This window comes from Salinimicrobium sediminis, from assembly GCF_900215295.1.
Lineage (GTDB): Bacteria > Bacteroidota > Bacteroidia > Flavobacteriales > Flavobacteriaceae > Salinimicrobium > Salinimicrobium sediminis.
In genome coordinates this window covers 325,246-345,518 of record NZ_OCMF01000001.1, presented here as the reverse complement: position 1 = coordinate 345,518, position 20,273 = coordinate 325,246, and the positions used below count along the sequence as shown (strand labels likewise).

Below are 20,273 nucleotides of genomic sequence, written 5' to 3'. Positions count from 1 at the left end.
GCTCGTCCCCCATGCGAAAACTGCTGCTCCTCTTTTTAATTTGCCTTAGCCAGACTGCTTTTTCACAAGAGAAGCATTATTCTATAGAGGCGAATTATTTCTACGGCAGCATCTGGGAGCACAACCCGAATATTTCGCATTTGATCACGGAACATCCTTACGGACTGCTCTTGCACTTCAACCGGAAAACGTACGGAGATCAGGCCTGGGAGCGGCGGTACAATTATCCAAATGTAGGATTTTCACTTTCTTATCAGGATCTCAAAAATGAACATCTGGGAGAGAATTTCGGAGCCTATGCGCACCTTGGATTCTATTTTCTGAAGCGACACCTTTTGCTGAAGGTTGGACAAGGTCTGGCAGTGACTACGAATCCTTATCATCCGGATGATAATTACCGAAACAATGCCTACGGCTCCCGCATCCTCAGTTCCACGATCTTCACCGGAAATCTGCAGTTCGATAACCTGATTGGTGGCTTGGGCTTCCAGACCGGTCTTTCGCTTATCCATTATTCCAACGCAGATTTCAAGTCTCCCAACAGCTCCACCAACACCCTGGCCTGGAGCGCCGGATTAAATTATGATCTGAATCACGGCATCCAGAGACAATTTATTCCCAAGGATCCAAAAATGCCATTTTCGGCACCCTTTAGGTATAACCTGGTGTTGCGCGGCGGAGTAAATACTACCGGAGTCATAGGATCTGAATCCTATCCTTTTTTAACTTTGTCGGCGTATGCAGATAAAGCCCTAAATCACAAAAGCACGCTGCAGGCAGGGACAGAACTGTTCCTTTCAAGGGCCATGGAGGAATATATCTATTTCCATTCTGTTGCCTTTCCTTTGGATGGTTCTGCCGGAGATGAAGACGCGAAGCGGGTAGGGATCTTCGCGGGACATCAGCTGACTTTTAGGAAGCTTAGCCTCATAACGCATTTGGGATATTATGTTTACTATCCCTACGACAAATACGTGGATAGAATTTACAATAGAGTAGGTCTGCAAAGAGAGATCTGGAATGACCTTTTTGGATCGGTTACCGTCCGCTCACATGGAGCCAATGCCGAAGCAGTAGAATTCTCAATAGGATATCGCTTATGAAACAGCTGCTGAAAAAATATCTGCCTGTTTTGCCCTTTTTGGTACTCCTGTTTCTGGTGAGCTGTGATACAGAAGACGCGCCCGATTGTTTCCAAACCGCCGGAAGCATGATCGAAAAGGAATTTCAGGTTGAGGAATTTGACGAGCTCATCGTGTATGAAGGGATCAATCTTTTTATTGAGCAGGGAGGCGAACATAAAGTGATGGTCAGGACAGGCGAAAACCTGATCAATGAGATCTCTGCTGAGGTTGTTGACGGCCGATTAATTCTACGAAATGACAATGGCTGTAATTTCGTTCGCGATTACAATATTACTGACATCCGCGTCACCGTCCCCGATCTCAGCTGGTTGCAGAATTCGGGAAACAGGGTGATAAAAAGTGTCGGAGAATTACATTTTCCAAATATCTGGCTCCGCAGCCTCAATCAGGAAAGAGCGAAGGGAGTTTATACAGTAGGGGATTTTGACCTGCATTTGGTATCAGATCATGTGCGGGTGACGGGGGATGATTTTTCTAATTTCTTTCTCCGTGGCAGCACAGATTATCTCAACCTGTACATCGCTAATGGCGACGGCAGGGTAGAGGCACAGGATTTAATTGCAGGTACCGTGGAGATCCAGCATCGGGGAACGAATAAGTTAATTGTGAATCCGCAGCAGGTGCTAAAAGGAGAGATAAGGAGTACCGGAGATGCCATTTCAGTAAACCGTCCGCCGGTGGTGGAGGTAGAGGTGTTTTATACGGGAAAATTGATCTTTAAATGACTTTAAAGATCGGCACGGATCACAGATCCGCGCCAACAATAAAAAGATAGCGCGGATTTGCAATCCGCGACGAGATTTGTTGAAACCTGCAAAGGTCTTGTTTTGACCTTGTAGGTATATCTGAAAAAAAATAGACCTACAAGGTTTTTGAAACCTGTTAGGTTTACACTCCAAAAAGGAAAGACCTACAAGGTTTTGAAAACCTTGCAGGTCTGTGGATAAAACCCTGAAAGGGTTGATGTAAACTACTACTTTTCCAGCGTCAGTTCAGAAAATAAGCTTTCAAGGTTTTTATTCTTTCTGTTCAGCTGTAAGGTCTTTAGACCGTTATCATGAGCAAAGTCAAAGACCGTGGAGCGCATATCTTTATCTGTTTCGAAATAAAGTTCATAAACAAAACCTACCGGATTTTTGATCTGCATAAGATGGGGCAGGCGCTGCAAAGCCACTTCCTCAATGCGGTAATCGAATTCCACTTCTATGATCTGTACCTGTTCCTCACGCAGGTCTTCCAGGTGCTTATCGGCTACTATTTTTCCTTTGTTGATGATGATAACCCGTTCACAAAGGGCTTCGACTTCCCGCATGATGTGTGTAGAGAACAAAATGGTTTTCTCCTTTCCTATATTTTTGATTAGCTCCCTTATCTCCACCAGTTGGTTTGGATCGAGTCCTGTAGTGGGCTCATCAAGAATAAGCACTTCAGGATCGTGTAAAAGGGCATTTGCCAGGCCCACTCTTTGTCGGTATCCCTTGGAAAGTTGATCGATCTTTTTATTGGCTTCGGGTAAAAGTCCAGTTTGAAGAATTACTTCTTCAATTCGCATTTTTGGTACTTTATAAATGAGCGCATTGAATTCCAGATATTCCCTTACATACATATCGGTATAAAGAGCATTGTGTTCGGGTAAATATCCGGTGCTTCTCTGTGCTTCCAGCATTGCTTCAGAAAGTGCAAAGCCATTCACGCCTGCTTCTCCCGAGGATGGCTGCAAATAGCCGGTTAGGATCTTCATCAAAGTTGACTTACCAGCACCATTGGGACCAAGAAAGCCTACAATTTCTCCTTTTTGAATAGAAAAGGAAACTTCATCGAGCGCTTTTTGCTCCCCGTAGAATTTAGAGATCTTATCAACGTGAATAGACATAGCAGGTTTTTTATCAAAAATAAGGATTCTAATTTTCCCGAAGTGAAAAACTTGTGGTGTGAAAAAAATGAAAAATTTATACGCGGTTTCGATTTTAATGCTACTTTAGCAGTTCACACATTTTACAATGCAAAACATTAGCTGGAGCGCCTGGTATTATTTTTATTTCTATTCAAGAGATAGAATCGGGAGCGCCATGTAATTATGTAAAAGATAAAATAACTGGATCCCGATGGTAACATCGGGATCTTTTTTTTTGATGCTATGAGAGAAAAAGTTGCTATTCAGGGAATAGAAGGATCTTTTCACCACCAGGTGGCACGGGAATACTTCGGAAAGGATGTACAGGTAGATGAATGTATGTCTTTTGGAGACGTGGTAAGAAGTCTCACCCGTGGGGAGTCGGGTAGGGCAGTAATGGCGATAGAGAACTCTATTGCAGGCTCAATTTTACCGAACTACGCGCTCATTGACGAGAACAACCTGAAGATCATCGGGGAGCATTATATTCCTATTCAGATGAACCTGATGGCGGTGCCCGGCCGAAAGATCGAAGACATAAAAAAAGTATATTCTCATCCCATGGCTTTGCTGCAGTGCAAGGAATTCTTCAGCAATTATCCTCACATAAGACTGATAGAAGATGCAGATACAGCTTCAGTGGCTAAAAGGATCTCAGAAAATAATTCCCAGCATTCCGCAGCTGTGGCGAGCAAGACTGCAGCCGAGCTTTTTGGTCTGGAGATCATTGCAGCCGATATCCACACCATTAAGAGCAATACCACCAGATTTCTGGTGCTTTCGGCGGAAGAAGAAAAAGGCATTAAAAACCTTAGCTCCAATAAGGCATCGATTAAATTTGTAATGGAAAGCAAAGAAGGAAGTCTGGTAAGCGCATTGAATATCCTTCGCGACTTTAACCTTGATATGACCAAGATCCAAAGTGTTCCTGTCATAGAAATGCCATGGAAATATGCTTTTTTTATAGATGTAGTATTTGATGATCCCAAAAGGTTTCGTCGTGCCATGGAAATTCTGGAGGTAATGACCGAAACATTAAAAATCCTCGGCATCTATCAAAATGGATTGGCAGCTGTGGCAGCAGCACCTGCTAAAGCAACCGCTTCTCAGTTATAAAAAATAAATTTGCAAAACCGGGAGACCTCCTGAAGAGCCTTCCGCAATTATAAGATTCAAAAATGGAAAATAAAAAAGAGCTTAGAACCTGGCTTGATAATTTTGGATTGGAACATCCATTAGTGATTGCCGGTCCCTGTAGTGCTGAGACCGAAGAGCAAGTGCTTAAGATCGCGCACCAGTTAAAAGATACAGACGCCACAGTATTAAGAGCAGGAATCTGGAAACCGAGAACCCGCCCGGGGAATTTCGAAGGAGTTGGCGCTTTAGGATTGAAATGGCTTCAGAAAGCGAAAGAAGAAACCGGAATGTTAACTACGACTGAAGTTGCTAATCCCAACCATGTGGATCTCGCGTTGAAGCACGATATTGATATCTTGTGGATTGGTGCCCGTACTACGGTTTCTCCTTTTATCATCCAGGAGATCGCCGATGCCCTTAAAGGAACCGACAAGGTTGTCCTGGTGAAAAATCCGGTTAACCCCGATCTTTCCCTGTGGCTGGGAGCGGTAGAAAGGTTCTACACCAGCGACATCAAAAACCTGGGGGTGATCCATCGTGGATTTTCCACCTATGAGAAGACCAGGTACAGGAACAATCCGGAATGGCAGATCCCTATCGACCTGCAGACAAAATTTCCCGATCTGCCTTTGATCCTGGATCCTTCCCACATCGCAGGAAACAGGACCTCCATTTTCGATCTTTGTCAGACGGCTCTGGATCTTAACTATGACGGCCTGATGGTGGAAACACATTTTGATCCTGACAATGCATGGAGCGATGCCCAACAACAAATCACACCTGCCACCCTGGTGCAGGTCATGAAAGATCTGAGAATTAGGAAAGAGGTTTCTGAAAGTGAAGAATTTCAGACAAAACTAAAAAGTCTAAGAGCCATGATCGATATTGCCGATACTCAGCTGCTGGACGTGCTTAGCCGAAGAATGAAAATTGCCGATGAAATAGGAAAAGCGAAAAAAGAACAAAATGTGGCGATTCTTCAAAATCAGCGCTGGAGTCAGATCCTGGATAAAATGACAGCAGAAGGGGAGCAAAACGGTTTAAGTGAAGAGTTTATCATGCGCATTTTTAAAGCCATTCACCAGGAATCGATCAATCACCAGGAAGAGGTGATGAAAAAGTCATAAAAAAACCCCGGCATCGCTGTCGGGGTTTTTTGAAAGTTATTAAAAAATCAGGATCAGGATCTTTTGGTGTAGGCAAGACGTCTGGAAGCTTTTCTCATCAAGGTGTTGATCAAACTGTCTGTGCTACTGCCAAGGCTGCCTGCAACACGTTTGTTGTAGTTCCAAAGCAAAGTGCCATCCTGCCCGTTATTTACACTCATGTTAATGGTGGCAGAGTTCGTTTGCCCCCAAAAGCCTACCAATAATCCTAATGCTATCGAAGCACCTTCAGACATTGGTTTATCGGTCTCAAATCTTCCGGTGATCACTGCATCTACTTCCAGGATGCCGGCAAGCTCCTCAGGAGTCAGCAGGGAGGGATTAATCACTTCATGCTTCTGAAGTAAAGCATTTGTCTTTTTAGGATCCTGAACATTCAGTTTCAGTTTTCCCTTTTTTTGCCTCTGAAGGAACCAGGTGAACATCGACTGCTGAATAGCAAGACCTTCTCCTTTTTGCATTTCGGCCAATTGTTCCGGAGTGATCTCCTTCATTTGCTTGGGCCTGAGAGATACGTAAGCATCAAAAGGGACAATAGCAATGGTCTTATGATCTTTTGCTATTTCATCAAATTGTGGGTGCACAAATAGCTTTGTTTGTGCAGTGGCAACGGCTCCAATTCCCAAAAAGAATAGGGTAATGAAGAATTTAAATGTAATTTTGCTCATATTGTTTTAAGGTGAAAATTCAGGATCTAAATGTAAATCAATATTTTAACCGTCAAAAAGAAATATTGGGAAATTATTAACAAAATTAATGACTGGAACTGTATATAAATCTACCGGAAGCTGGTATCAGGTCAAAGCCGATGACGGCAGGTTCTATAAGTGCCGTATCAAAGGGAAATTCAGGATCAAGGGAATAAAAAGCACCAATCCTGTAGCCGTGGGTGACCGGGTGATTTTTGATCTGGAAAATCCTCAGGATGAGGAACAGAATGGGGTGATAACGGGAATTAAAGACCGTGACAATTACATCATCAGGAAATCGGTAAATCTGTCAAAACAAACCCATATAATAGCTTCCAACATTGATCAGGCTTTTTTACTAATTACTCTGAACAATCCGCCAACTTTCACTGTTTTTATAGATAGGTTTCTGGTAACTGCAGAAGCCTATGACATCAAGGTGATCCTGCTGTTCAACAAGATCGACACCTATAATGAAGATGAGCTGGCCGAGGTGAAATTTCTGGCCGCGATGTATCGCCAAATCGGATATCAATGCATAGGAATATCGGCAAAGAACGGGAAGAACGTGGAGCAGGTGAAGGAGCTTATGCATGACAAGACCAGTATGATCTCAGGACACAGCGGTACAGGAAAATCTACTTTGATAAATGCCATAGAACCAGGGTTGGAATTAAAAACCCGTGAAATTTCAGATCTCTATAAACAGGGCCAGCATACCACTACTTTTGCTGAGATGTATGATCTTAGCTTTGGAGCAAGGATCATTGATACCCCGGGTATTAAGGGTTTTGGAGTGGTAGACATTGAAAAAGAGGAATTAGGAAATTACTTCCCTGAATTCTTTGCCAGAAAACAGGACTGTAAGTTTTATAACTGTCTGCACCTCGAGGAGCCTAAGTGTGCAGTCAAGGAGGCACTCGAAGCAGGAGAAATTCCCTGGTCCCGCTATAAGAGTTATGTGCAGATCCTAAAAGGCGAAGATGATCAGCAATACCGTATGGATAATTTTGTTCAGGAATGAGGGCAGTCATACAGAGGGTTTCAGAGGCTTCAGTGACTATAGAAGGTGTCAAAAGGGCTGAAATCGGCTCTGGTTTATTGATCCTGCTTGGGATAGAAGATGCAGATTCCGATGAAGATATTACGTGGATTTCAAAAAAGATCGCAAACATGCGCATCTTCAATGATTATGACGGGGTGATGAATGAATCTCTGCTCGACCGGAATGAGGATGCCATTGTGGTGAGCCAGTTTACTCTGCATGCGAGCACAAAAAAGGGAAACCGTCCAAGCTATATTAAGGCAGCTAAGCCCGATGTTGCTATTCCGCTGTACGAGAAGTTTGTAAGGCAGCTTGAAAACGACCTTGGAAAAAAGGTAGGCACCGGGGAATTTGGTGCAGACATGAAAGTTGCACTTATAAATGACGGCCCGGTTACAATTTTAATAGATTCTAAAAATAGATGTTAAAAAAGGTTAAATTTTTATTACATTAGCCTTACAAACCATCTATCCCAAGAAATGCAGAGGATATTTATCTTTCTTGCCCTGTGCTGTTCAGTAGGGCTTTCGGCACAGGACCTCCACCTTTCTTTCTTATCGATCAACGATTCCCTCACCAGGCATGCCAATGCGGTGGTGAGGGAAGAAATCGTGGAAATTGAAATAGCGGCCATAGATAAGCTGTATATCCACACCAAAAGGATCGTGACGGTGCTCAATGAGCATGGGAATCGTTACGCCTTCGTGGGAGATTCCTACGATAAAAGCAGCAAAATAAACAATCAAAAAGCTGTTGTTTATGATGCGATGGGGAATGAGATTAAGGTAGTGAAAAAAAGGGATTTTGAGGATCGCAGCCTCGTGGCTTCGGGAACCTTGTATAATGATAACAGGCTGAGCTACTTTGACTATACTCCCAGGGCCTATCCCTTCACTATCGTTTACGAAAGTATTATAGAAAAGGAAAACACCATTTTCCTTAACGATTGGGAACCTGTAGGAGAGCATAATTTGAGTGTGGAAAGATCCAGTTATTCGATAAAAAATCGTGCAGGAATTAATCTGCGTACAAGGGAGAATAATTTTGAGGGAGCAAATATTAGCAAAGAAGGCACAGAGCTGGAACCGGTTTATATTTTAAAAGATTTTCCTGCTGTAGACTATGAAAAACTTAGCCCTTCGCTTGAAAAGATAACACCAAGAGTACAGGTGGCCCTTGACCGTTTTAGTCTTGTGGGTGTTGAAGGAAGTGCTGCAACCTGGGAAGAGCTGGGGAAATGGCAATATGAAAATTTACTGAAAGACCGGAACGAGCTGCCGGAGACTACTGTTGAAAAAGTAAAAAAACTAACTGCCGGGGCAAAATCAGACGTGGAAAAAGCGAAGCTGATTTATGAATATGTTCAGGAAAATTCACGATATATTAGTGTCCAGCTGGGAATTGGCGGCTGGTCTCCCGCACCGGCTTCAGAAGTTGACCAGTTAAAATACGGTGACTGTAAAGGACTTACCAACTACACCAAAGCCTTATTGGATTCTCAGAATATACCATCTTATTATGCAGTGGTAATCGCCGGGGAGGAACAGGAGGATTTGGAGCCTTCTTTTGCCTCGATGCAGGGCAATCATGTAATTCTCAACCTGCCACAGGCAGGTGAAGATGAAGATGTATGGCTGGAGTGCACGAGTCAGACTCTTCCTTTTAATTATCTGGGAGATTTTACTGATAATAGAAATGTGCTGCTGGTAAAACCTGAAGGTGGGGAAATCGTGAGGACGAAAAGCTATTCGACTTCAGAAAACCTAAGGGAAAGCAGCAGCAGGATTGCTCTAAACGAAGACGGAAGTTTCTCGGCGGCGATAGAACGAAGGAGTTATGGAGTTCCCTACGGGAACATCTATGGAATTTCAACTGCCCTGGCAAAAGATCAGGAGCTATACTACAAAAAGTTACTCAAACACCTTCGTAGCCTGAATATTTCCAAAGTAGCCTTTAATAATGACAGGGAGAAACAGGTGTTTACCGAAACTCTGAACCTTAGCGGAGAAGGCTACGGCTCAAAGACAGGCAAGATAATGCTGCTGCCCTTAAATTTTTTCAGGGCTTCAACTTATGATCTGCCCAGGCTTGAGGAACGCAGGCAGGCCCTGGAAATCTCCCGCGGACTCAGTTTTAAAGATCATGTCGAGCTCCGGCTCCCGGAGGCTTTTGAGCTGGAGGCACTTCCAGACAATTTTAAGTTGCAAAACGAATTCGGGTCTTTCAGTTTCACTGTGGTTGAGACTGAAAAAGAAGGGGAACAGGTATTGGTGGCCGAGAGGTTCTACAGTATTAACGAAGGCACCTGGCCGGCCGAAAAATATGATGATTTCAGGGACTTCATCAATACCATTAACTCATTTAGTAACCTCAAGGCTGTGATCATTGCAGCTAAAATACATAACTGATCATGAAATTTTTAATCTTCAGCTTCTGTATACTGCTATGCAGTTTGCAGTCGCATGCCCAGGACTTCAAATTTGGCCACGTCTCAAAAGAAGAGGTGATGGAAAAGGTTCATCCAAAGGACGAAGAAGCCGGTGCTGCCGTTTTGTACAGAAAAGTTAGTACCTATTATGAATATAACGGAAACTCTGGGTTTACATTAGTTACAGATGTACATGAACGAATCAAGATATACAACAAAGACGGTTTTGAATGGGCAAATCAGGAAATTGTCTATTACCAGAATTCGGGGGATAAGGAAAAGATTTCCGGTTTAAAAGCTTACACCTATAATCTCATCGAAGGAAAGTTGGAGGAGGAAAAACTGCGTAAAGAGAATATTTTTGAAGAGGAGATCAATAAGTATCGTCTCAAAACTAAATTTGCCATGCCGGCGGTTACAGAAGGAAGCGTAATTGAATATGAGTACAGTATACGGTCCCCTTTCCTTACCAGTATAGATGATATAACCTTACAATACACCATACCAATCAATAAACTGGAGGTTAGCGTAAAGGTGCCGGAGTTTCTAGGTTACAAGAAACACTTTAATCCCAAGGCTGCAGTCCTTTTTCAAATCAAAGAAGGCAGAGAACCTTTCCGCTATAGCAGAACCTATAATGAGCGTTCCGGGCAAAAGGTTGTCACATATTCTTCAAAGACGGCCAACGTGGAATACATGCAAAACCTGTATGAGATAAATGCAGATGATATCCCTTCCCTCAAAACCGAACCGCATGTGGATTATCTTCAAAATTATGCCGCGGTTTTAAAGTGGGAGTTGCAGTACACGAAGTTTCCCCGATCCAGTATCGAAAACTTTTCCCAAACCTGGGAGGGTGTAGCTAAAAGCATTTATGATGATACTTTTAGTAAAGAATTGAACAGGGACGGGTTTTTTAAAGATGAAATTGATAAACTTCTTGCGGGAGGACAAGACAATTATTCAAAAGCTCTGTTGATCTATTCTTTTGTAAAGGAAAGGTTGAAGTGGAATGGTTACGTCGGCTTCATCCCCGAAAATGGTACTAAATCTGCATACAAAGATGGGGCTGGAAATATTGGGGATATAAACCTCCTGCTCACTGCTATTTTAAAATACGCGGGCTTAAAAGCAGATCCTGTTTTACTGAGTACTCAGGACAATGGAATTCCCATATATCCTACCCGTGAAGGATTCAATTATGTTGTTTCGCTCGTCGAGCTGCCGGGAGGAAGTTTCCTCCTGGATGCTTCAGACATGTATGCTAATTTTGGTGAGCTTCCTAAAAGAGCGCGGAACTGGCAGGGAAGAGTTCTAAGGGAGGATGGAACATCAGGCTGGGTAAGCCTTATGCCTGCTTCTCAATCCGAAGAGCAGTTGAACCTGAATATCACTGTTATGGCCGATGGCACTCTAAAGGGTAAAAATATCAGTCTCTTTTCCGGCTTGTTTGCCAAAGAATACAGGGATAGTTACCTGGATCTAAATTCAGATGATTATGTTCAGATTCTGGAGAAAAACAAAGGGAATATTAAAATTGAAAATCTGGAGAAAGAGAATGAGAAAGAGCTCGGGGAAAAGCTGAAGGAGGTTTATGAATTCGAGCTTTCTGATGCTGCCGAATTAATTGGGGACAAAATACTTTTGAAACCCCTGTTGTTTACGGCCATGGATGAAAACCCTTTTAAAGCAGACGACAGGATTTATCCCATTTTCTTTGATTATCCATCAAAGCAGGTAAAAGTGGTAAATATTCTTCTGCCCGAAGGCTTTGCGGTCGAGACTTTACCTGAACCTTCCATAACGACTTTCAATAATGGCGCGTGTAATTACCGTATCACTATGGTGCAAAACGGGAATTTTTTAAGGATTGAATCTGTATTTGATTTAAAGACTATAATTTATAATCCGCAGGATTACACCAACCTGAAGAAATTCTTCAGTTATATTGTAGAAAAGGAAACAGAACCTATTGTTTTAACCAAGGTTTAAATAAAAGCCTGCCCTGTTAAAAATTAAAGCTGAATTACCTGGTCCAGTGGTCCAGGTTATCTCTTATTGTCCTTATTCAGAAAAGGAAAAAGGTTGGTCTTGGGACCCCGGAAGGTCATGGAGAAAATTTTCTTCCCGAAACCTTGCCTATGATTTGAACAATGGCACTGGAACTTCTAAATTTGCGAAGTACACAGAAACAGGATCGATGTCTGTATGTGACGGAAACGATCTAAAGTAATTATCCTCTTAAAATATAAAGTATGGATCTGCAGCATGCACAAAAATCCGTAGATGAATGGATCAAAGAACACGGCGTTCGTTACTTCAATGAGCTAACAAATATGGCTCAGCTTACCGAGGAGGTAGGGGAAGTAGCCCGTATCATTGCCCGCCGTTATGGGGAGCAGAGCGAAAAAGAGAGCGATAAGGAAAAAGACCTCGGGGAGGAACTGGCAGATGTGGTTTTTGTGGTGCTGTGTCTCGCTAACCAAACGGGTATTAACCTCCAGGAGGCTTTTGATAAAAAGCTTAATCTAAAGACTCAGCGCGATAAGTATAGGCACAAGAATAACGAAAAACTTCAATAGCATGCGCATTTTAGAAGACATTAAAAACCCCGAATATTGGATCAAAGTTTTGCAGTTGGGAACTATTTTCTTCGTCATTTTCGTCGGACTTTCTTTGATCATTTCTCATTTTAGACAGATTGTTTCAGGAGATTTTGCCGCGATCTATCAGGATGAATTTTCTGATGGAAAATGGGTTGAATATTTTCTAATTAAACTCGTGATTAGCCTGGTTTATGCAATGTATATGACCAGCAGGCGAAGGAATTTCAGGCCACAATAATGGATCTGCGGCTCTCCACTCATTCCAAAGATCTCTTCGGAACTATAGCAGTTACCGGCTCAAAAAGTGAATCAAACCGATTGCTTATTCTGCAGGCACAGTTTCCCCGGATAGAGGTGAAAAATCTCTCGAACAGCGATGACACCCGGGTTTTACAAAAAGCACTGGCTTCTTCTGAAGATTTGGTGGATATCCATCACGCCGGTACTGCCATGCGCTTTCTTACCGCCTGTTTTGCAGCAAGAGAAGGAAGGGAAGTGGTGCTAACCGGAAGCCACAGGATGCAGGAACGGCCAATTGGGATTCTTGTCGATGCCTTGCGGAATTTGGGTGCTGATGTTCATTATGAAAAAGAGGAAGGTTATCCGCCGTTACGTATAAGAGGACGTAAGCTGCTGAAAAAAGAGGTGAAGGTGCAGGCGAACATCAGCAGCCAGTATATATCGGCTTTGATGCTGATTGCTCCTTCCTTACCTAAAGGTCTTGAAATCCATCTACAGGGAAAGGTGACTTCTGTACCTTATATTCTGATGACCCTGGAACTCCTAATGCAGTGTGGGATCTCCGGGAAATTTGAAAACAATATCATTTCAGTTTCTCAACAATTCTCTGTGCCTGAAACTGAGATCACCGTAGAATCCGATTGGAGTTCTGCGTCTTACTTCTACAGCATTGCCGCCTTAAGTGAGTCGGCAGAGCTGAGACTAACTTCGTATAGAGAAGAAAGCCTGCAGGGTGACAGGATCGTAGCGGATATCTACCAAAAATTAGGTGTAGAAACTACTTTTTTGAAAGGGGAGATAAAGCTGGAGAAGATTCCTGCTCAGCTTCCGGAAAAACTCGAACTTGATCTGGCGAACAGCCCTGATCTTGCCCAGACAATTGCTGTCACCTGCTTCGGCCTGGGAGTGGGACTTAAAATGACCGGCCTGCATACTTTAAGGATCAAGGAAACAGACAGGCTTCAGGCTTTAAAAACTGAATTGGAAAAGTTAGGGGGAGAAGTTGGAATTTCAGCCGATTCGCTGTGGCTTTCAGCTTCCGAAGAAATAAAGACCGATGTTGCGATCAATACCTATAATGACCACCGTATGGCCCTGGCATTTGCTCCCCTTGCTCTAATAACTCCTATTGTGATCAAAGATGCAGAAGTGGTGAGCAAATCTTTTCCTGAGTACTGGGAAAACCTGCAGCAACTAAAATTTTCCGTAGAAGATTGGGATAAAGGTTAAGTATTTTTCAAAAGAACCGGGTGTGTGGCCGCGTCAATTAACAGATTTCTTAAATAAACCCGCATTTACTTGACAACGCCTATCCCGAGGTCGTATATTTGCAACTTCAAAAAATCTATCTTATATGGGAATGAAATTATCGCACTTCAATTTTGATCTGCCGCCGGAACTTTTAGCCGAATATCCTTCAGAAAACAGGGATGAAGCACGCCTAATGGTTTTAAACCGCAAAGATCAAACTATTGAGCACAAACAATTCAAGGATCTTATCGATTATTTTGAACCAAATGACGTAATGGTATTGAACAATACCAAGGTTTTTCCTGCACGTTTGTTTGGAAATAAGGAGAAGACCGGTGCCCGTATCGAAGTGTTTTTGTTGAGGGAATTAAATGCTGAAACCCGTTTATGGGATGTGCTGGTAGATCCTGCCAGAAAAATAAGGATAGGGAACAAACTCTATTTTGGAGAGGATGAAAGCCTTGTTGCTGAAGTCATTGACAACACTACTTCCCGCGGAAGAACTTTACGTTTCCTTTACGACGGTTCTTACGAGGAATTTCGTGATAAACTTACTGAACTAGGGGAAACTCCGCTGCCAAAATACATCAAAAGAGAAGTGCAGCCCGAAGATAAGGAGCGTTACCAAACGATCTATGCAAAATCTGAAGGGGCTGTTGCAGCGCCAACTGCCGGACTTCACTTTTCAAAGCACCTTTTAAAAAGACTTGAGATCAAAGGAATTGATTTTGCCGAGGTTACCTTGCATGTTGGTCTTGGAACCTTTAGCCCCGTTGAGGTAGAAGATCTTTCCAAGCATAAAATGGATAGCGAAGAAGCCTTTATCGAGAAAAAAGCTGTGGATACCATTAACAAGGCAATTTCTGAAAAACGTAAAGTTTGTGCAGTAGGTACAACCGTGATGCGTTCTTTGGAAAGTTCGGTTTCTTCGAACAGGACGCTTAATGAATTCAGTGGATGGACCAATAAGTTCATTTTTCCTCCATATGATTTTAGTATAGCAAACTGTATGATCACCAATTTCCACACGCCAAAATCCACTTTGTTGATGATGGTTTCTGCATTCGCAGGTCATGACTTCATGAAAAAAGCATATGCGGAAGCAGTGAAGGAAAAATATAAATTCTATACCTACGGAGACGCGATGTTGATACTTTAAGCAGGCAGTGCGCAGTTTGCAGTAGGCAGTTTTATAACAAACCTCACAGGTCTCAAAGATCTGTGAGGTTTTTCTTTTTCACGTGATGCTGAACTTGTTTCAGCATCCTCTTTAATTAGTCTTTGAAAAAATTGATAATCCTTTCTATCGAAACATACGTGTTCCATTAGGAGATCTTCTTCGTTTAGGAGGCTTACTAGTTAAAATGACTAAAAGAATTGTGACTAAGAAATAGAATATACCAATAATACAATACTTCAGAATCTTTACTACTGCTTTGAAAAAGGTGAGAATGTTTTTCTTAGTAAAGAGTAATTTAAAATAGGTCATAAATAAAAGTACAAATATTGAAGAAATCTTTCTTTAAAAATTTGGCTAACCTTCTGACTTTCAAAAATGGCCTTATATACAAGTACTAAAAATCACAATTACTTCGTACTTTTGCAGCGTGAAAGAAAAGAAGAAAGACATACGGGCATTAACCAAAGAGCAACTTCAGCAATTCTTTGTTTCCCAGGGAGATAAATCCTTCCGTGGAACTCAGGTGTATGAATGGCTTTGGGGAAAAGGTGCTCATTCCTTTGAAGATATGACCAATATTTCGAAGGAAACGCGTCAAATGCTGAATGAAAATTTCGTGATCAACCACATTCGGGTGGACCAGATGCAGCGAAGTAGCGACGGCACCATTAAAAATGCAGTTAAGCTGCATGATGATCTTACCGTAGAATCTGTGTTGATCCCTACCAAATCGCGTACCACAGCCTGTGTTTCTTCCCAGGTTGGATGTAGCCTGGATTGCAAATTCTGTGCTACCGCAAAACTGAAGCGCATGCGAAACCTTAATCCTGATGAAATATACGATCAGGTGGTGGCCATTGATAATGAAAGCAGGTTGTATTTTGACAAGCCGCTTTCGAATATCGTCTTCATGGGAATGGGGGAGCCGCTAATGAACTACAACAATGTTTTAAAAGCAATAGAAAAGATCACCTCTCCCGAAGGTTTGGGCATGTCGCCAAAGCGGATTACCGTTTCCACTTCAGGGGTGCCGAAAATGATAAAAAGACTGGCCGATGAGGAAGTGAAATTTAAACTGGCGGTTTCTTTACATTCGGCTATTGATGAGGTGCGAACTTCTATTATGCCATTTAATGCGACCTTCCCTTTAAATGATCTGCGGGAGGCGCTGGAGTATTGGTACGCCAAAACCAAAAGCCGTATTACCTACGAATATGTGGTTTGGAAAGGCATTAATGATTCAAAGAAAGATGTAGATGCTCTGGTGAGGTTCTGCAGGTATGTACCCTGTAAGGTGAACCTTATTGAATATAATGATATTGGCGATGAAACCTTTAGGCAGGCACCTTCAGAAACTACCAATATGTATGTTGATCAACTGGAGAGAAGCGGCATTACAGTTACAGTGCGTCGCTCCCGTGGAAAAGACATTGATGCAGCCTGCGGTCAGCTGGCAAATAAATCTTCAGAAGTTAGCGCTTAAGCTCCCAAAAAGGGAAAATATGAGAGGGTTAAAAATTTAATCTTTTAACTATCTTAGCTGCCCTTATGAAGGTGATTTCAAAAATTAAACTTCCGGTAGAGACTGAGATGGAACTTTTCGAAAAGAAGTTCACGCAGTCCATGTCTTCCAAGGTTGCTCTTCTAAATCGTATCACTCACTTTATCGTCAACCGCAAGGGGAAGCAAATGCGTCCCATGTTCGTTTTTCTTGTCGCCAAAATGGTATCTGATGGGAAGGTGAATGAACGTACTTACAGGGGAGCTTCGGTTATCGAATTGATCCATACCGCCACTCTCGTTCATGATGATGTTGTAGATGATTCTAACCGTCGTCGCGGCTTCTTTTCCATCAATGCGCTCTGGAAGAATAAGATCGCAGTTCTGGTAGGAGATTATTTGCTTTCCAAAGGTCTTTTACTTTCAATTGACAATAATGATTTTGATCTTCTCAAGATCATTTCTGTCGCTGTTAGAGAGATGAGCGAAGGCGAATTGTTACAGATAGAAAAAGCACGCCGTCTGGATATTACTGAAGATATTTATTACGAGATCATAAGGCAAAAAACGGCTACTTTGATTGCAGCATGTTGTAGCCTGGGGGCTGCTTCAGTAAAGCCCGATTCTCCTGAGGTCGAAAAAATGCGGAATTTTGGAGAACTTATTGGAATGGCTTTCCAGATCAAGGATGACCTGTTCGATTATGGCAATGAGCGGATAGGCAAACCCACCGGTATAGATATTAAGGAGCAGAAAATGACCCTGCCACTAATACATGTCCTTAACCAGGTTTCTGATAAGGAAAAAGCCTGGGTAATAAATTCCGTGAAAAATCATAATAAAGACAGTAAACGGGTGAGAGAGGTCATCAACTTTGTAAAAGCAAAAGGGGGTCTCGATTATGCCGTTACCCGTATGAAGCAATTTCAGCAGGAGGCACTCGCCCTGCTCGATCAATATCCTGATTCTCCTTATAAGGATTCACTTATTTTAATGGTTAATTACGTTATAGAACGTAAAAAGTAAGAGGCCTTTTAAATTTCTTCGCAGCTTTCTCTGTATTTCCCCTCCTAAATCCCTAATTTCTCTAAAATTATTACTTTTAGGGTTTAAGATTATTCGTCCACCACCTGCTCAATTGGTTTCTTGTCTATGGGAAAGTCATTTTATATATTATTGATAATCATGGTTTTTGGGTTATTGTCGGCTACTTCACAAGAACTTTCCCCACCTATACATAATTATTCATCCCTAGTGTATAAGGCAGCGAGCCAAAACTGGGATATTGCCCTCGATAAACAAGGGATTGTTTATGCTGCCAACCATGAAGGATTATTAACCTTTGACGGGCAGAGGTGGGAGTTGTTTCCTCTTTATAGTCGGTCAATAATTAGATCTGTACTGCCATTGGGGGACAGGATTTATACCGGGGCCTATAAAGAGTTTGGTTACTGGAAAAGGGATAGCAAGGGAGATATGTGTTATACCTCTCTGATTTCTCTTTTAGGGGATCACGAGCTACAGAGTGAAGAGTTTTGGGAAATCATTCCTTTTAAAGAAGATATTTATTTCAGATCCTTTGGAGCCATCTATAAGTATGACGGGAAATCCATTGTGCCCGTTAAAAGAATCAATATCAACCAAATGGAAGTCTATGATAGTCAATTGGTTATAGGTGTTGGCGGGACGGGTCTGTTTTTTCTGAAAGAAGATGGCGAGCTGGAACCTCTTCCTAATCAGGAAATTCTTAAGGGGGAATCAATAAGAGAATTGATAATCCATCGTGACCAATTACTCATAGGTGTAAAGGATGGGCTTTATTTATTCAATGGAGAGGATGTGGTAAGACTTCAAAATCAGGCTCTGGATGAAGCCCTGGAACTATATGAGTTAAACCATGTGTTGTCGTTATCTCCTGATGAATTATTAATTGGTACTCTTAAAAACGGGATTATATATTTCAAGGAGCAATCAGATAAAATTTCAATGTATAATCGAAAGGATGGCTTACAGAATAACACCGTGCTTTCCATGGCAGGGAAAAACGGAAAGGTGTGGCTGGGATTAGATAATGGAATAGACCTGGTTGAGGTGGATTCTTCGGTTAGCTTTTTTACCGATGAAAGTGGAGAGCTGGGCTCTGTCTATGACCTTGTTTTCTACAAAGATCAACTTTTTGTGGCAACCAATACCGGCGTTTTTAAGCAGGAGAATGGAGAAATGAAGTTGTTAAAGGGTGCTGAGGGACATTCGTGGAATTTGCAGATACACGATAACGTCCTTTATAGCAACCACAATAATGGGACCTACAAAATTGTGAATGATGAGTTCATTCCTGTGGACCAGAGAACTGGAAGTTTTGAGATAGTCAATCTAAGGGAGGATAAATTTCTTATAGCCAATTATACCGGAGTTGATTTATACAATAAGTCAACAGGAGTGGTAAAGCGCCTTAACGGAATTAATTTTCCGGTAAAAAAGCTCCTGCTTGAAAACCCGGTTACTTTGTGGGCTACAGACGCCTATGAAGGCATATATAGAATTTCGCTGTCTAAAAAGGGAGATAGCACAACCGTAGTCAAAAAGATCCCTACGGGTACGAATGGGGGAGATTATAATGCAGCAGTTCATATGGTTAACGGTCAGATCCTGGCGCTTGCCAACGGGAAATGGTCCAGATACAATCCTTTTAGGGAAAAATTTGAAGATTTTCCTGAATGGCGGATTTTTGAGAATAACAGACTGCTGGGACAGGATGGAGAGCAATTTTGGTTTATCAATTCAGAAGAAAATGTGCTGGAAATAACAGATCTAAAGGAGAATAGAATATTGGTTCCTGCAGAATTGCTCAATAACCGCACGGTAAAGAACAATGAGCAGGTTCTCATGGTGAATGACTCCATTTTTTACATTACTCTTCACGACGGCTATGCAAAGCTGAATCTACACCAATTCAAAGCTGCTACACATACAGAGCAAATCACGGCTCCCATCATTCAGAAATTGTACGACGCTAACAGATATTATGATTTGGACCAGTTACCTCATATCCCAAATAGGGGTGCAAAAGAGGTGACGATCTTAGCCGGTTTACCGTCGTCTGATGCCGTTGCACTTAATTATGAATTGAAAGCCGGGAATAATTCCAGTATTAGAGGAAGAGTGCAGAACGGGAAGATACAATTTCAAAATTTACCTTATTATTCATATGATCTCAAGCTTACCGCACTTAATTCGCAAAAGGAAGTTGCAGCTCTTGGGAGCTTTAAGTTCATTGTGGACCCTCCGTGGTACCTGAAAACTCATATGAAAGTGTTATATGTTTTTCTTTTCTTGCTCCTCACCCTGACGGTTTACGGGGTCAATAGGATGAAGCTTCAAAAGCATCGTAAGCTACTACGGCAAAAATATCAAAGAGAGCATGAAGAACGAATGAACAGGATTGAAAAGGAGCAGCTGCTAAGCGAAATAGACTTAAAGAGAAAGGAACTTGCCAATTCCACTTTAATGGCAGCCAAGAAAAATGAAGTGCTGATGCAGATCCAGGGGGAATTGAATAAGGACAAGGATAAATTTTCGAATCAGTATCGCTTAAAGCACATTATGAATAAGATCAATGCTGCAGTAAAGAACAATGATGAGTGGAAGGTCTTTGAAACTAACTTTAATGAACTTCATGAGGACTTCTTTAAGGTTTTGCTGTCAAAATATCCGAAATTGAGCAATAGGGATTTAAAATTATGCGCATACCTCAAAATGAATCTTACTTCCAAGGAAATTGCTCCCTTAATGGGGATTAGTGTGAGGGGAGTGGAAGTGCACAGGTACAGATTGCGCAAGAAGATCAATGTAGATAAAGAGGATAATCTTACCAACTGGTTAATAGCAAATTTCTGAGGGAATAGGGCATCTTTAGGCCTTAAAAGGACTACATCATTACTACATCATTAAAAATTTTAACACTCTGAATGATACTTCAAATCGGGTTTAAT

Annotated in this window: 17 protein-coding genes; 15 read left to right on the top strand and 2 right to left on the bottom strand. The window is 42.0% G+C overall.

Features of this window, described 5'->3' with window-relative positions:
• The first annotated feature begins 11 nt into the window (after window positions 1-11).
• The gene (locus tag CRO16_RS01530) at window positions 12-1,103 is read left to right on the top strand and encodes an acyloxyacyl hydrolase (protein ID WP_097054588.1); all 1,092 of its coding nucleotides are present in this window, start codon (window positions 12-14) and stop codon (window positions 1,101-1,103) included.
• Window positions 1,100-1,870, top strand: coding sequence for a head GIN domain-containing protein (locus tag CRO16_RS01525; protein ID WP_097054587.1), 771 nt, complete (start codon window positions 1,100-1,102; stop codon window positions 1,868-1,870). The genes CRO16_RS01530 and CRO16_RS01525 overlap by 4 nt, the downstream gene beginning before the upstream one ends.
• A 248-nt stretch (window positions 1,871-2,118) precedes the next feature.
• Here the strand turns inward: CRO16_RS01525 and gldA are convergent, their stop codons facing one another.
• A complete protein-coding gene (gldA, locus tag CRO16_RS01520; RefSeq protein ID WP_097054586.1) occupies window positions 2,119-3,018 on the bottom strand; it encodes a gliding motility-associated ABC transporter ATP-binding subunit GldA in 900 nt (299 codons plus the stop codon).
• A 264-nt stretch (window positions 3,019-3,282) separates the two neighbouring features.
• On the opposite strand from gldA, the gene CRO16_RS01515 reads away from it, so the two are divergent.
• Entirely contained in the window at window positions 3,283-4,155 is an 873-nt protein-coding gene (locus tag CRO16_RS01515) for a prephenate dehydratase (RefSeq protein WP_097054585.1), read from the top strand.
• Window positions 4,156-4,217: 62 nt separating this feature from the next.
• Window positions 4,218-5,303: a bifunctional 3-deoxy-7-phosphoheptulonate synthase/chorismate mutase type II gene (locus tag CRO16_RS01510; RefSeq protein WP_097054584.1), complete on the top strand. Its 1,086-nt coding sequence runs from the start codon at window positions 4,218-4,220 to the stop codon at window positions 5,301-5,303.
• A 53-nt stretch (window positions 5,304-5,356) separates the two neighbouring features.
• Here CRO16_RS01510 and CRO16_RS01505 read toward each other — a convergent pair whose 3' ends face one another.
• A complete protein-coding gene (locus CRO16_RS01505; RefSeq protein ID WP_097054583.1) occupies window positions 5,357-6,010 on the bottom strand; it encodes a hypothetical protein in 654 nt (217 codons plus the stop codon).
• An 88-nt stretch (window positions 6,011-6,098) separates the two neighbouring features.
• On the opposite strand from CRO16_RS01505, the gene rsgA reads away from it, so the two are divergent.
• The 11 genes from rsgA to CRO16_RS01450 all read left to right on the top strand — a co-directional run bounded on the left by rsgA (window position 6,099) and on the right by CRO16_RS01450 (window position 20,178).
• Entirely contained in the window at window positions 6,099-7,055 is a 957-nt protein-coding gene (rsgA, locus tag CRO16_RS01500) for a ribosome small subunit-dependent GTPase A (RefSeq protein WP_097054582.1), read from the top strand.
• Window positions 7,052-7,504 carry a D-aminoacyl-tRNA deacylase gene (gene dtd, locus CRO16_RS01495; RefSeq protein ID WP_097054581.1) on the top strand — a complete coding sequence of 151 codons (453 nt, stop codon included), beginning with the start codon at window positions 7,052-7,054 and terminating at the stop codon, window positions 7,502-7,504. Before rsgA ends, dtd begins: the two co-directional genes overlap by 4 nt.
• 51 nt (window positions 7,505-7,555) lie before the next feature.
• Window positions 7,556-9,484, top strand: a complete 1,929-nt coding sequence (locus tag CRO16_RS01490) for a DUF3857 domain-containing transglutaminase family protein (protein WP_097054580.1) — start codon at window positions 7,556-7,558, stop codon at window positions 9,482-9,484.
• A 2-nt stretch (window positions 9,485-9,486) separates the two neighbouring features.
• Window positions 9,487-11,496: a DUF3857 domain-containing protein gene (locus tag CRO16_RS01485; protein ID WP_097054579.1), complete on the top strand. Its 2,010-nt coding sequence runs from the start codon at window positions 9,487-9,489 to the stop codon at window positions 11,494-11,496.
• Window positions 11,497-11,759: 263 nt separating this feature from the next.
• Window positions 11,760-12,086: a nucleotide pyrophosphohydrolase gene (locus tag CRO16_RS01480; RefSeq protein ID WP_097054578.1), complete on the top strand. Its 327-nt coding sequence runs from the start codon at window positions 11,760-11,762 to the stop codon at window positions 12,084-12,086.
• A 1-nt stretch (window position 12,087) separates the two neighbouring features.
• Window positions 12,088-12,348, top strand: coding sequence for a hypothetical protein (locus CRO16_RS01475; protein ID WP_097054577.1), 261 nt, complete (start codon window positions 12,088-12,090; stop codon window positions 12,346-12,348).
• A complete protein-coding gene (locus tag CRO16_RS01470) occupies window positions 12,348-13,580 on the top strand; it encodes a 3-phosphoshikimate 1-carboxyvinyltransferase (protein ID WP_097054576.1) in 1,233 nt (410 codons plus the stop codon). Before CRO16_RS01475 ends, CRO16_RS01470 begins: the two co-directional genes overlap by 1 nt.
• A 130-nt stretch (window positions 13,581-13,710) precedes the next feature.
• Window positions 13,711-14,760 carry a tRNA preQ1(34) S-adenosylmethionine ribosyltransferase-isomerase QueA gene (queA, locus tag CRO16_RS01465; RefSeq protein WP_097055733.1) on the top strand — a complete coding sequence of 350 codons (1,050 nt, stop codon included), beginning with the start codon at window positions 13,711-13,713 and terminating at the stop codon, window positions 14,758-14,760.
• Window positions 14,761-15,208: 448 nt separating this feature from the next.
• Entirely contained in the window at window positions 15,209-16,264 is a 1,056-nt protein-coding gene (rlmN, locus tag CRO16_RS01460) for a 23S rRNA (adenine(2503)-C(2))-methyltransferase RlmN (RefSeq protein ID WP_097054575.1), read from the top strand.
• Window positions 16,265-16,329: 65 nt separating this feature from the next.
• Window positions 16,330-17,307, top strand: coding sequence for a polyprenyl synthetase family protein (locus CRO16_RS01455; RefSeq protein ID WP_097054574.1), 978 nt, complete (start codon window positions 16,330-16,332; stop codon window positions 17,305-17,307).
• 126 nt (window positions 17,308-17,433) lie between these two features.
• Complete coding sequence (locus tag CRO16_RS01450; RefSeq protein ID WP_097054573.1) at window positions 17,434-20,178, top strand: helix-turn-helix and ligand-binding sensor domain-containing protein; 2,745 nt, start codon at window positions 17,434-17,436, stop codon at window positions 20,176-20,178.
• Window positions 20,179-20,273 lie beyond the last annotated feature (95 nt).

What these genes read in the sequence shown, in the direction of transcription:
- rsgA (WP_097054582.1), top strand. Translation starts at nt 6,099, where the DNA reads ATGACTGGAACTGTATATAAATCTACCGGAAGCTGGTATCAGGTCAAA.
- queA (WP_097055733.1), top strand. Translation starts at nt 13,711, where the DNA reads ATGAAATTATCGCACTTCAATTTTGATCTGCCGCCGGAACTTTTAGCC.
- CRO16_RS01525 (WP_097054587.1), top strand. Translation starts at nt 1,100, where the DNA reads ATGAAACAGCTGCTGAAAAAATATCTGCCTGTTTTGCCCTTTTTGGTA.
- CRO16_RS01470 (WP_097054576.1), top strand. Translation starts at nt 12,348, where the DNA reads ATGGATCTGCGGCTCTCCACTCATTCCAAAGATCTCTTCGGAACTATA.
- CRO16_RS01480 (WP_097054578.1), top strand. Translation starts at nt 11,760, where the DNA reads ATGGATCTGCAGCATGCACAAAAATCCGTAGATGAATGGATCAAAGAA.
- gldA (WP_097054586.1), bottom strand. Translation starts at nt 3,018, where the DNA reads ATGTCTATTCACGTTGATAAGATCTCTAAATTCTACGGGGAGCAAAAA.
- CRO16_RS01450 (WP_097054573.1), top strand. Translation starts at nt 17,434, where the DNA reads ATGGGAAAGTCATTTTATATATTATTGATAATCATGGTTTTTGGGTTA.
- CRO16_RS01530 (WP_097054588.1), top strand. Translation starts at nt 12, where the DNA reads ATGCGAAAACTGCTGCTCCTCTTTTTAATTTGCCTTAGCCAGACTGCT.
- CRO16_RS01510 (WP_097054584.1), top strand. Translation starts at nt 4,218, where the DNA reads ATGGAAAATAAAAAAGAGCTTAGAACCTGGCTTGATAATTTTGGATTG.
- CRO16_RS01515 (WP_097054585.1), top strand. Translation starts at nt 3,283, where the DNA reads ATGAGAGAAAAAGTTGCTATTCAGGGAATAGAAGGATCTTTTCACCAC.
- CRO16_RS01455 (WP_097054574.1), top strand. Translation starts at nt 16,330, where the DNA reads ATGAAGGTGATTTCAAAAATTAAACTTCCGGTAGAGACTGAGATGGAA.
- CRO16_RS01475 (WP_097054577.1), top strand. Translation starts at nt 12,088, where the DNA reads ATGCGCATTTTAGAAGACATTAAAAACCCCGAATATTGGATCAAAGTT.
- CRO16_RS01505 (WP_097054583.1), bottom strand. Translation starts at nt 6,010, where the DNA reads ATGAGCAAAATTACATTTAAATTCTTCATTACCCTATTCTTTTTGGGA.
- dtd (WP_097054581.1), top strand. Translation starts at nt 7,052, where the DNA reads ATGAGGGCAGTCATACAGAGGGTTTCAGAGGCTTCAGTGACTATAGAA.
- CRO16_RS01485 (WP_097054579.1), top strand. Translation starts at nt 9,487, where the DNA reads ATGAAATTTTTAATCTTCAGCTTCTGTATACTGCTATGCAGTTTGCAG.
- CRO16_RS01490 (WP_097054580.1), top strand. Translation starts at nt 7,556, where the DNA reads ATGCAGAGGATATTTATCTTTCTTGCCCTGTGCTGTTCAGTAGGGCTT.